The 12,350-nt window shown below is 41.5% G+C and carries 11 protein-coding genes; 1 reads left to right on the top strand and 10 read right to left on the bottom strand.

The window, feature by feature from the left end; all coding sequences use genetic code 11:
* The first annotated feature begins 155 nt into the window (after positions 1 to 155).
* Positions 156 to 776 carry a hypothetical protein gene (locus tag T355_RS0105955; protein WP_027396962.1) on the top strand — a complete coding sequence of 207 codons (621 nt, stop codon included), beginning with the start codon at positions 156 to 158 and terminating at the stop codon, positions 774 to 776.
* A 2-nt stretch (positions 777 to 778) separates the two neighbouring features.
* Here the strand turns inward: T355_RS0105955 and T355_RS0105950 are convergent, their stop codons facing one another.
* The 10 genes from T355_RS0105950 to T355_RS14695 all read right to left on the bottom strand — a co-directional run bounded on the left by T355_RS0105950 (position 779) and on the right by T355_RS14695 (position 12,329).
* Complete coding sequence (locus T355_RS0105950; RefSeq protein ID WP_027396961.1) at positions 779 to 2,254, bottom strand: ATP-binding protein; 1,476 nt, start codon at positions 2,252 to 2,254, stop codon at positions 779 to 781.
* Positions 2,247 to 2,990 (bottom strand): LytR/AlgR family response regulator transcription factor, encoded by a 744-nt coding sequence (locus tag T355_RS0105945; protein ID WP_197019559.1) that lies wholly within the window; start codon positions 2,988 to 2,990, stop codon positions 2,247 to 2,249. Before T355_RS0105945 ends, T355_RS0105950 begins: the two co-directional genes overlap by 8 nt.
* Before the next feature lie 92 nt (positions 2,991 to 3,082).
* The gene (fliD, locus tag T355_RS0105940) at positions 3,083 to 3,922 is read right to left on the bottom strand and encodes a flagellar filament capping protein FliD (protein ID WP_081777624.1); all 840 of its coding nucleotides are present in this window, start codon (positions 3,920 to 3,922) and stop codon (positions 3,083 to 3,085) included.
* Between the two features lie 179 nt (positions 3,923 to 4,101).
* Positions 4,102 to 4,482 carry a HEPN domain-containing protein gene (locus T355_RS0105935; RefSeq protein WP_027396958.1) on the bottom strand — a complete coding sequence of 127 codons (381 nt, stop codon included), beginning with the start codon at positions 4,480 to 4,482 and terminating at the stop codon, positions 4,102 to 4,104.
* Positions 4,475 to 4,810: a nucleotidyltransferase domain-containing protein gene (locus T355_RS0105930; RefSeq protein ID WP_051555411.1), complete on the bottom strand. Its 336-nt coding sequence runs from the start codon at positions 4,808 to 4,810 to the stop codon at positions 4,475 to 4,477. The genes T355_RS0105935 and T355_RS0105930 overlap by 8 nt, the downstream gene beginning before the upstream one ends.
* 154 nt (positions 4,811 to 4,964) lie before the next feature.
* Positions 4,965 to 6,197, bottom strand: a complete 1,233-nt coding sequence (locus T355_RS0105925; RefSeq protein WP_027396956.1) for a diaminopropionate ammonia-lyase — start codon at positions 6,195 to 6,197, stop codon at positions 4,965 to 4,967.
* Positions 6,198 to 6,247: 50 nt separating this feature from the next.
* Positions 6,248 to 6,628: a PH domain-containing protein gene (locus tag T355_RS0105920; protein ID WP_027396955.1), complete on the bottom strand. Its 381-nt coding sequence runs from the start codon at positions 6,626 to 6,628 to the stop codon at positions 6,248 to 6,250.
* Positions 6,629 to 6,695: 67 nt separating this feature from the next.
* Positions 6,696 to 7,592 (bottom strand): DUF1848 domain-containing protein, encoded by an 897-nt coding sequence (locus tag T355_RS13730; RefSeq protein WP_037329923.1) that lies wholly within the window; start codon positions 7,590 to 7,592, stop codon positions 6,696 to 6,698.
* Positions 7,593 to 7,609: 17 nt separating this feature from the next.
* A complete protein-coding gene (locus T355_RS0105910) occupies positions 7,610 to 10,975 on the bottom strand; it encodes a DEAD/DEAH box helicase family protein (RefSeq protein WP_027396954.1) in 3,366 nt (1,121 codons plus the stop codon).
* Positions 10,976 to 11,180: 205 nt separating this feature from the next.
* Positions 11,181 to 12,329 carry a restriction endonuclease subunit S gene (locus tag T355_RS14695; protein ID WP_027396953.1) on the bottom strand — a complete coding sequence of 383 codons (1,149 nt, stop codon included), beginning with the start codon at positions 12,327 to 12,329 and terminating at the stop codon, positions 11,181 to 11,183.
* Between the last annotated feature and the right edge of the window lie 21 nt (positions 12,330 to 12,350).

Here is a 12,350-nt window from a genome sequence, read left to right as displayed (position 1 = left end):
CTTATCTTATATATCGTTATAAATTCATCCCAGCTTACATTTTTGGTGCGAATGGCTCATTTTTAGGTGTGAACGGCTACCTTTACACAGCTCTTTTCGTTGCTCAGCCTATATTCTCATGCTATGATGAGTAAAACGAAAAAAGGGGCTAAACCATGAAAAAAATATCCCGAAGAATTTTGTTAATTCCCTTACTAACAATTTTTCTTTTACTGGCAGTAGACGGCTTCATAATAAGCCGCATTAACGTAACACCAAGTATATATCAGGAGCAAAACACTATTTCTTTTCCTGCCTTTCATACCAAGGATTTGCAAGGAAATATCGTTACTCAGGATATTTTTGCCCGCTCATCAGAAAGCAATATATCAATCGTCTGCCTTTGGGTAACCCAAGACACCGTCACCAGCCGTGATTTGCTTTGTGCCTTGGCCAACTGGCAAAATAACTCCACCAATAAAATCCCTATCATTGGCATCATCGGTGATTTACGGGAAACAGACAATAAAGAGAAACTCTCTTTGGCACAATCCGTTGTATGGAATCTACCTACAGATATCCCACAACTAATGGTCAATGACGACCTTGACAGCTTCTTGGTTCGTATCAAAAATGCCCCAACGGTCTGCTTCGTAGACGGAGGGGGCAATCTCATGGGCCAGCCGGTAGTTGGCAATGAACCAGACCTAATAATAAAAGAAGCGGAACGGTTAATAAAAACCGGTTCCGCCCAAGTTCAGCTTGAACAAACAATCCAAGACAATTTATTTCATTAATCTCAATTATCACTTTTTTCTTCCCTATGATAAAGCATAACAGTGAGATTAAACACCTGTCTGTCCCCTTTAGACAATGCCCTTATCTCAACATCACCATTATATTTTCTGGCACAACGCTGAATATTATCCAAGCCAATGCCATGTACCCGCTTTTCCGCCTTGGTTGTTTCCGGGAGCTCTGCCCCTGTTTTCCACACTAACTGCCCATCATAATCATTCTCTATTTCCAAGAAGAATAATGAACCCTTTTCGTAGGAGTGCAAATCTATATTTCGCGCTCCTTTTACTTTTTCGCAGGCCTCTATGGCATTTTGCAAAGCATTGTTCAAGATAATACTCACATCATATACATCAAAGGAAGCATTTTTAGGGTAATGAAAATTCACGGAAAAATCAATTTCCTTCCTTTTTGCCTGTTGCCTTATCTGGTGCAAAATCACATCCAACATTGGATTACCGGTATGATCCGCAAAATCCAGTCGGGCTACGGTCTTTTCCATTCCATCCAAATAATCGTCCAAATCCTTATTTTCCCCCATAGAACGGTTGCGTATATATGCCGCGAGATTAGCTATATGCCCACGCAAATCATGGCGCAGCCCCCGCATATCGCCATAAATATCCTGCAAATCCTCGATTTGGTGCTGCACATCCGCTACCCGATTTTCCAAAAGCAGCCGTTTCCGTTCTTCGTCCTTGGATTGCACAATGCCCCTAAAAAGAATCACCGATGACACCACGATCCCCAAGAGAAGTAAACTTACCACAGGGAGAAGCACCAAGGTTTCCGGCACCCGCTCATAAATTATCATCAGGGCACTGTTGTCCACCGAATATGCCATCAAACGCATGGTCAAATCAATGCACAGCACCGTAATGCACGGAATCAGAAGGAACCAGCTTTCCTGCCCCGTCATTTCCTCATCTATTCTGATAAAATGCCGCCCTATCAAACGCAAATACAAAAACAGGATCCCCAGCTGCAGCCCTCGGCAAATTGCCAGCACCGCCACAATGGCCACCCGATTTAGCATCAGCATATATTCCGTCAATGACTCTATGGGCATAAGGTCTCTGCCTGCAAAATATTCCAGCAGCCACCCCCAAAAGGGGCTCCACAGGCCAAGAACAGCGTGGGCCAATGGACTAACCGTAAACCGCAGGATTTCCCAGCCGGCCACAAAGCTAACTACCACAAAGACCTGACGGGGCAAATTTTTCTCAAAAAAGAAATACTGCAAGAGTGACAACAGCAAGATATAAGGCACCACATGGGTAAACCGGTCGTATAAAGGATAGGCTTCCACCAAACGCCCATACAATATTTGCCCCACCACATATACTGTTATCCAGATTATTGCAGCCTTGCGCCGATTGACGAATTTACGCCGCAAAAATAAATCCCCATACCAGAAACTCAGCCAGCCGTTCAGTATATGTACAAGGGCTTCCAAAACATATTCTTCCTCATACATTCACCATGCCCCCTCCTTTCGCATAGGCGAGGTAAGCCTTTACGAAGGCTGAATATTTTCTGTAGGCCAACAAAATACAATCCCCATTGGCAATAATTATTTCATTCTGATTATAGGATGATACCATGGCAAAATTCACCAAATAGCACCGATGACAACGGTAAAAGGCTGGGCCCAGTCCACTGGCAAATTCATCCATGGTGCCCTGCACCTCATAGGTTCCCCCGGTGGTATGCACCGTTACCTTTTTGTTGTTGCTTTCTATGTAGTATATGTCCCGCAGAAAAACCTTTCTGGTGTCCTTGCTGCCAGTCTGATGACTGGTAATTTTCAGCAGTACATATTCTTCCTCCTGCTTTGCCCGAAATTCCACTTCCTGCAAGGCCCGCCCAAGCACCTGAACAAATTTGTCCCTTTGGACAGGCTTCAACAAATAATGGAAGGCCTGCACATCAAAGGCCTCCTCCATGTGCTCCCGATAGCCGGTTACGAATATTATAATGCTTCGTATCTTACCATTTTGGGCCTGATGTTCCCTGATTTTACGGGCCATATCCAGACCTGAAACACCCTTTATATCCAGAAAATATATATGAAAATCCCTTCCAGCCTGTAGTAAATCAGCGGCTGAAGAAAACAACTCTACCCTTGCCTCAGGCCTGTGGGCTGCAATCATATTTCCCAAGTCCTTACAAAATTCTATATCACTGTCGCAAACAGCAATTCGCACCTCCACAAGTGATCTCCCCATTCTATATGTTTTATTTCGCCCCAAAATAAAATATCTCTGAAATTATTTCCCAGAGATATTTTATCTGAATATGCGCCTTAAATCCATGAATTAAACAGGTTGCCAAGAGACGAATAACCAGACATTCTCATTAGTGAGTTGCTGGAATAAAGTGAACTAGATTTTCCATTAATGCCCAGAGCTGAGGAAATCGACGGAAACAGCCGATTTTGCTGAGACTTGGCAAAGGAAATATGTCTGTCTGCCATCCCTGCTAAACCATCCTTCCCCAGAAGCCGTCCCACCTTTGACGGATTTTCCGTCAAAGCCTTAGTCAGTACATCCTCGTCAATTTTCATTTTTCCATCATTGCCTACAGCAATTCCAATACCACTGAACTGTTTGGCCCGATAAGTAGTATCTGAAAAAGTGTTAGCTATATTTTTCATGTACTTAGACAAATCTGCATTATCCTTAAAAAAGCCAATAGCATCATTATATTTGCTGGCAAAATCCTCAATACCCTTCAATGCATCCACCAGCTCACTACTTTTTGTGGTTGTTACTGTTCCGTCTTCACTGGTTGTCTGTGTAAGGGCTGATTTGCCACCCACATCAAAGTTTATTTTCTTTATGTCCGCAGAGGCCTTTGACAAATCGCTCATGGTATCTGAAAACTCGGTCTTAAAGGCCTTGGCTGTACTGTCATAGGACTTCACCAGCTCAGTCATCCCCGAACGAAGCCCCATTAAGCCAGACATTGAAGAAGAGGATATACTACCTAATAATCCATATCCACCCAACATTGAACTGCCGTCACTCCACAAGGATGACGTCTTATTAGCTGACTTCCCAGTATTAAACAAAGATTGGCCGGTATTTTGTGCATACCGCAACATCAAATAATTGTTGCGTGCCATAGATGATATAGTAGACATTCCAATCCCCCCTTATAGGAATTAATATAATACTGCTATTTTCATCTATAGTATCGTAGGTATGAGCTTTTTATCAATAGAAACGGCGCGAACGATGGTTTTTAGGGTGTGAACGACAAAAGAAAAGCCAAAACAGCCCAGCAAAACGCACGACCATTTTGGCATATAAATGTTTTATATTAGCTTTTAAGTAGATATTGCTCAATTGCATTATAAAATTCTACAGCCCTAGAATACTGTTCATCAGCATCAACCTTGGATACGATATAGAAATCATCATAATCACAGTTGTTTCTAACCTGAAACGCCTCCTGCAAGTAAGCAGAATATTTTTTCTCGAAAACACCTGTCTTAATGTACTCTCGTTGAAAATATGAGATTACACCTGCGTGTTTTGCAAAATCAACGGAGTCTCTGGCCAGTACAGCTCTCACGGCTGTAAAAATGGCATAATATGAACGACCAATAGAGTCTTTATACTTTCCATTATCCAGCAAAATCTTAGCCGAATCCAATTTTTCCTTGGCACTATCCAAACGGTACTTTACAAGCTCATCCAACCTTCTGCCCCTCCTTTATTATGTTTCTATAATATGGGAGTGTATTCTGATATTTGGTGAACTCATTATACGGAATTACTGTAGGTGAAATAATAACATCATTTTCTAAACCTAAATCTGCAGACAATTCCCACATTTTCTTTAGCTTTCGCTGCAAATCCAGCCTATCACCCTTTACTACAGCGACAAAATCTATATCAGACTCACTGTCGTAATCCCCCCGTGCATAGGAGCCATAAAGATATATATCAATTATGTCATCACCATATACCTGTCTGTACCCATCTTTAATAACAACAATTATTTTTTCAAGGGATAAAGATGTCATTTTGCTTCACCACCAATCATAAAAAACGCACCCACTATGAAAAATTATATCATAATAATAGTATTCTGTATCTAAACTCATAACTTTAACCTATGGCATAGAAAACAAAGCAAGGATGTATTTTCCATCAGCACATAATCCTATAAGTATATAATTACACCTGCTGCGGCATTGGATTTTTTCCTTCGTATACAATTTTCCGATAATGCTCAGGGTCTGTATCGCCCTCCGTGCTGATGCAGAGGACCACAGAATCTTGGTCAAGATCCAAAAGCCTTTTTATATCCGCATATTCTTCTTTCCCAGCAATCAGATTTACAAGACCAGTGGTCACGGCCCCACTTTCTCCGGATATTATTTTTGGATCCACCCCCTGTGGTGCTGCCAGCAAGCGCATTCCATAAGCTGAAACATAATCTGGGCATTTGAAATACCAATCCACAAAGTCTCTAAGGATCGGCCAGGCAATTGTGCATGGTTCACCGCAGTTTAGACCTGCCATGATAGTCGGGGCCTGATTCACTGCTTCATGGGCCGCTCCGTCCCCTATCAAAGCAGACTGATACACACACGCCATATTTTCCGGTTCCACCACGCCGATGGCTGGTCTACTGCCCTCATAGTGATTCACCAGATATCCAGTAACGCCCCCTGCCATGGCCCCTACACCGGCTTGCAAAAACACATGGGTAGGCGCAAGTCCCTGTTCCTCCATCTGTCTGCAGGCTTCCTCCGCCATGGTTGTATATCCCTGAATAATCCAAGATGGAATATCCTCATATCCATCCCAGCTGGTATCCTGAATCAGAATCCACCCCTGCTTCTCCGCCATCTTTGCAGCATAGCGCACGGTATCATCGTACCCACTCTTCGTGATAGTGACCTTCGCCTTCGGATTAACATCCCTAATGGCCTGAGCACGGAGCTCACTGGAGCCTATGGGCATATAGACATGAGCCGCACAGCCAAGCTTCCCCGCTGCCCATGACACACCCTTTCCATGATTTCCGTCCGTCGCGGTGACGAACACCATCTTGTGAACAGCCTCCTGATACTCCGTCTTTTTTAAATCAGAAAAGCTGATTTTCTCTGCGTCAAGACCAAGCTCCCGGCAAACCACTCTGGTTAGCGCGTAGAGACCACCCAGTCCCTTGAATGCGTTCAATCCAAAGCGCTGTGACTCGTCTTTTACAAAGAACGCCTTTACTCCCAACTTCTCAGCCATAGCATCCAGCCTACGGAGCGGAGTCTCGTGATAATCAGGGTATCCCCGATGAATCCTTTGGACTTGGGCAACAATCGCTTCGGAGAGAAACGCCGGCCCTTTTCCCTCAGACCTGGCGGTGTTCTGTATCACAGATATACAGCCTGTTCTGTGTTCTTTCATTGTAATCCACCTGCTACTTTCCGAAGTTTGTATCCTTTCTTAAATTACCATTACCGCCCAATACACTCTGCCAAAAGGGCCTGAACACGATAAACATCAGCATCCTTACTAAAGGTCTTTACTAATGGTGTACTTCCCATATCTGCCACCCAGATTTTCAGCTCTGCATCTAAATCAAAATGCCCCGCCGACTCCACCTCAAAGTGGCGAATATTTTTATATGGTATAGAATGATAATTCACCTTCTTGCCGGTAGCTCCCTGGATATCCACCAATATAAGCCGATAATCAGTAAAAATCATCAAATCTCTGATCCACTGATAAGCCTGTATCACCTTTTCATTTTGTCCAAGGAGCTTGGCATAGTCCTTTTTTACATCTTCAATGTTGGTCTGGGATGCATTGCCCATCAAGCCACTAATAATCCCCATAGTTCTCGCCTCCTCTTTTGGAAAGATTCTACCTAACATTATTATACATCTAATACAGCATTTTACACTATTCATGCACAGTAATATGTTCATCCCCCAGCAAACTGCCGGTTATTACTGACGAGTTAATATTATGGTTATCAAAACCATGTTTTGCTCGATCTAAGCTGGCATTAGCATAACAATAACGGCAGCCATGGATACAGGTGTCATATTGCCCAATGTCGAAGCTCTCCACGCAGTTACAAAGTGGTCGCTGTGTTTTGGCCCTGCTGATGTTAAGTTTCCTGCCAACTATGCGTTCCACCAATTCTCCATCTATGCAGGCTCCGTGACCTATTCCGTACCTTTCCAAATCAATGGCCTCAGAGCAGGTTTGAAGTACAACGCCACTCCCCTTGGCAATATTTGACATTCCTGCCGCCAGCTCATTCATTTCCTCCTCAGAAAGCTCATGGAGATTCAGCCCCTGTGTGTTCTTTTTCGACTTGGCATACAGGTCAATAAAGCTGATAACACAACGCTCAACACAGGGAACCAAGGAATCAAGGGTATTTTTGAACCATTCCAGATGACCCTCTATTGTATAACCATCATTTAACAAAATAGGGTCATACCGCCATACTACCCTTTCCCGACCGATTCTCTTAGATAGCTCCTGCACAGTGATGATAATATCTTTTTTATCCCGGAGATTTGCCTCCACATCATATCCGTAAGGCGTTAAGGACACCTGCACATAATAATTGTAGTCTTTAAGATTATCCAATCTCTTTAACATAGGGGCCGGGTCCTTGGTCCAAAACACAATGCAGTCTACATAGTCAGGCTTTAAAGATATACGGCTTACCTGCTTTCGATTGAACGGATTTACCACATCCACATATCCCGCCTTTAACCTTCGGCAAAACCAGTCATAGTAAAAAGCCGGTATATCCGTCCGCCTGCTGGCACTAATTATCATAAAATATCACCACTTAGCTACATAACCCCAGCATTATAATTTATACCATCAATAACCTTTCTGATTCCTGCCCAGACTGACAAATCAGTAAAAATATCTGCTACACTGCCCTGGTCAGTAAAAGGTGACTCCTGAAGCACAGAAAGGTCAGTCATCATGCCGTTATGAACAATGTATTCCACGATTTGGTTCACGAAATAAATCTGTCTGCTATCAAGATTAGTATCATCCAAAAACTCTGCAAAGGCTTCCTTGGCGGCATTCATATCCAAGCCCACAATTTCACGCACTAATTCGCCAAGAGGCTTGTGACCATATTCCCGCTCGTAATCCTCTTGGGAACCAACTTCACTCCATAAAATCTTTTCCAGTGATTCTATATCCAACCGTGTCAATGGCTGATTCGTCCTGAGCTTTGCAATAACGGCGTTATCCAGATGCTGGCGAATATAAAACTCAGCTTTGGCCTTATAGTTTTTCAAATCGTCATTTTCCAGCTCAGATTCATTCCATTCGTAGCTCAATATATCATCCGTAAAATCCGTATCATAGCGCACCTGGTTACGGGGTATGTACTTCATAAGATTTCTAAGATTTTCCCTGATATGCTCAAACTCATCAATTCCCGCCCGCTCCACATAATCTGTGTGCAAAATGGTGTTTATAAGCTCCTTTTGAGCAACAATCTCCGGAATATTGGCAACAGACGCAATCCCCTTTACCTTTTTGATCAGGTCTGTTTTAAGTTTTCCATACTTCTCTCCAGCAAGCTGTGCCAATTCCAAGCCATAAATCAATGCATCAAAACGCACTGCTGTAGCCTCATCATTATCCGGCAACACCAATGGTGCCAGTTCTTCCCGCACCAACAATGTATCTTCATAGGATATAGCATTGTAATTTTCAGCCTTTGAATATAGATCAACATACTTTATATGCTGTCTTACGGCAAAATTTTCTCTGTTCAGTTCCTTAACTTTCTCAACCATGGCATCAACCAACGATTTACGGAACTCCATCAGCCTATCCGTCTGATATTTTATATTCTGCAGCTTGTAAACAATCTGGAACATCAAATTGAAGATAGCCCCCTGCAAAGCCATCCTGGTTACAGCCTTTTTTCCTTCTCCCATACGGAAAAATTCAAAATTGCCGCAAAAATCGAATATATAAAACTTACTCTTATCTTCTCCATCAATAAGTCCCGGACAGCATCTAGTACCACGGCCAATCATCTGCCAAAACTTGGCCTTACTCATAACCTTCTTGAAGAAAACCAAATTCAAAACTTCCGGCACATCGATTCCAGTGTCCAGCATATCAACGGATATAGCAATTTGCGGCATTTTCTTGCTGTCAGAAAATTCATCAATAGCACTCTGACTATATGTCATGTAATTATCAATGACCTTGGCAAAGGCCTGTCCATTATTATTCTTGGCAAGATGTGGATATTCCTTATTGAATACTTCTAAAATCTTCTCCGCATACTTATGATTTTTGGCAAAAATAATCGTCTTGCCTATCATCTCACCATAATTTACTTTCAAGCTGTCCTTCATAACGATATCAAGCACCTGACGAATGGTGTCCTCATTAAACAGCCACGTATTAATAGCAGAAGAGCTGATTTTCTTAGGAATATTTCCATCCTCATCTTCAAAGGTAGCCTCATACTCTTCCTTTTCCTCATCCGACAGTTCATCATAGCTAATTCCCTGCTCAATAAACTTTAGGACTGTCTCCACAGACATATAGTCAACCAAATAGCCATCCTTTACCGCCTGCGCCAATTCATAGCCATAGGTAGGCACACCATTTTCCAGCTCAAAAATAGAATAGGTATTTTTATCAATATCCTCTTTCGGTGTGGCGGTCAAGCCAACAAGACACGCGTCAAAATAATTAAAAATATCCTTGTACTTATTATAAATTGAACGATGGGCCTCATCACATATAACTAAATCAAAATGGCCACTTGTGAACAGCCTTCCCTTATCGTCTTGTATTACATCAATACAGTTCATCATGGTCTGATAGGTAGAAAATACACAATGAGCCGTATAATTATCCTTATCTTCACATAAATTTGTGCATGACAAATCTGGCAGTAAATTCACAAAGTTGCGCTTTGCCTGCGTAACTAATGAATTTCTATCTGCCAAAAACAATATATTTTTTATCCAGCCCGCATCCAATAAAACTTTACAAAGAGCAATAACTGTTCTGGTTTTACCAGAGCCAGTGGCCATAACCAGCAGTGCTTTTCGACGATTTTTTCGGTCAAAGCTGTCACAAACAGACTTAACTGCACCCTCTTGGTAATATCTTCCGGCAATATCCTTATCTACATAGATATTTTTTAAGCTGGTGCGCATTGCCTGTAAATTAAACAGCTTTTTCAAATCCCGCTTTGAATAGATTTCTGCCACTTTACGCTCTGGGTATTGATTATCTATTATTCTGGTATCAAAACCATTTGTAAGAAATACCACAGGTCTTCTGCCATACTGTTTCTCGATAATATCCGCATACAGTTTGGCTTGCTGCCGCCCCTTTGCCACATCCACGCAAGTCCTCTTTGCTTCCACAACGGCCAAAGGTCTATGGGCTTCATCGTACAACACATAATCTGCCAGCCCAACCTCCGATTTATTTGGCATACCAGGAAGCTCTACTTCATTCATCCAGTCCTTGCCCTCTGTCCAGCCAGCAGCTATTAGCATAGTGTCGATATAAATTTTCCGTGTCTTATATTCGGACAAATCCAGTGGCTTTTCAACATAGGTCTGCTGCTTCTCCGCCCGGCGGGAAGATAATTCTTCCTTCAACGCAGCATTTTCCTGACGAAGCTTCTCTATATCTACATCCTTCTGGGCAGAATTCTTTATTTCCCGTTCAAGCTCCGCCTTAACATCCTGACTCTGCTGGCGGGACTCCTTAATCTTTTTTACTCTGTCTTCAATCAAATGGTGATTGAAATTCTGTTCCTCGTAATGCTCCGAATAACAATAGGCGATATAATCCAAAAAAATAAACAGATTTTCCAAGCATAACGTGGCCTCATCCCGGCCAAGTTTTTTGCTTCCATGGGCCACATTATTGCCACAACGACGGATAAAATCCATCCTCTTCCACAAATCAGGGCCAACAATCTGTCTATATTCTTCAGCGTTCATCAAACTTTGCAGATTATTCTGATATGGCACAGACAAATCTTTATCTACGGAATACATCCATTTTACAGCGAATTCCATTGCCCTACGGCTATTGATAATACTAGCCTCAGGGTCCAGCAATATTATTTTTTCTGCTGAAATTGCCACATCAGAAAAGCTGTTAAATTGTGGGTCTTGCTTTAGATAATCAAAATTAGTGTACATTTTACTCTATCTCCTAATAATGAACTATTAAAGTCATGGTTCAACCCATAGTATTTAGACTTTCCCTTATTATACCTCGGTTTTTAAGGGAAAGTTTGATTATTTAAGGGAAATTTACCAAAAACAGAGACTTTTATAACAGAGACGATTTTGCCGCTCTCGGCAAAATCGTCTAAAAAAACGCTCCAACGTTTACAATCAATATTCATGCGCTATCCAATACTTTTTGGACGACAAATTTTGATTTGTTGACTTGATTAACAAATGAAGAAAATTTGCGCTGTAATTCTCTAGGTGGTGTTAAAACATCAAAATCTTTCAAAAGAAAAATTTTAAACTCTGCAAAAGTTGAACCAGATCCAATTTTAGGATATTCGACCTCGGTTTTAACCTTCATAAAATACTGTAAGTATCTTGTGTCATACATATTTCTATCAGCCGAAATACATAAAACTCGACCATCCTTATAATAAAATGGTTCATCACTATCAACCATCCACACTTGTCCTTTATCGCATATTGAAGGCATTAATAAGTCACCTATCTTTGGCTTGGTCCCATCACTAGCAAGACGTTTGTAATGTTCCATGGTTATGTAATATGGATCAGATGGCTTTTGCCCATTTGCCAATACACCTATTTCAGTTCCTCGATAAAAAGGTATTCCTTCTTCCACAAACTCTGATGTAAAGACTCGATGGCTCGACCCTACATCCGCCACTTCACCTAGTTTGCGTGTTTCATACTTATATTTACCAATGGCTATATCCCCAAACATCTCGACAAATCGGGCTTTGATAAGGGTATCAAGTTCAACTAACTCTTTCTCCCTCATTTTGATAATAGAATATAATTTATCCAAATATTCACTGATCTCAATCTGCTTGGAATATTTAGCTTCTTTTACTTCATACCGTGATACATAATCATCTGTTTTTAAGTTATGTAAACCAGTTGTTTTATTCTCAAATGGGCGTGTACCACCTCTTCGGTAATTTCCAAAAAGCGAATAAAATACATATTTGGGAAACCATCTATTCGGTTCTTTTACTCGTAATAATCCAGTAAAGTTATTGAATAAATATTTTTTCTCTGGACCATCGAAATAGATTACTCGACCAACAGGCTGCTTATCGCTTCCACCAGATTTTTCAATAATAATATCTCCTGGCTTCAAATATTTCTCATCAAGATTCTTTTTGGTAATAATTCTTGTTATAACATCTGTGTAGTCGACGACTCCTTCATTGGTAAAATTAGTCGTCCTCAATACAGGTATGCCTATGCCTTTTTCATCATCTGTGCCCCATTCACCAGAAAGAGCTTTTCCCGTTATATCAATTAATTTTGCCATCTCATACCCCTACAAATCTCA

The sequence above is a fragment of the Anaerovibrio lipolyticus LB2005 genome (genome assembly GCF_000621545.1).
In the GTDB taxonomy this organism is placed as follows: Bacteria; Bacillota; Negativicutes; order Selenomonadales; family Selenomonadaceae; genus Anaerovibrio; species Anaerovibrio lipolyticus_A.
Note: the sequence above shows the minus strand (reverse complement) of the source record. Positions and strands in the feature narration are given on the sequence as shown.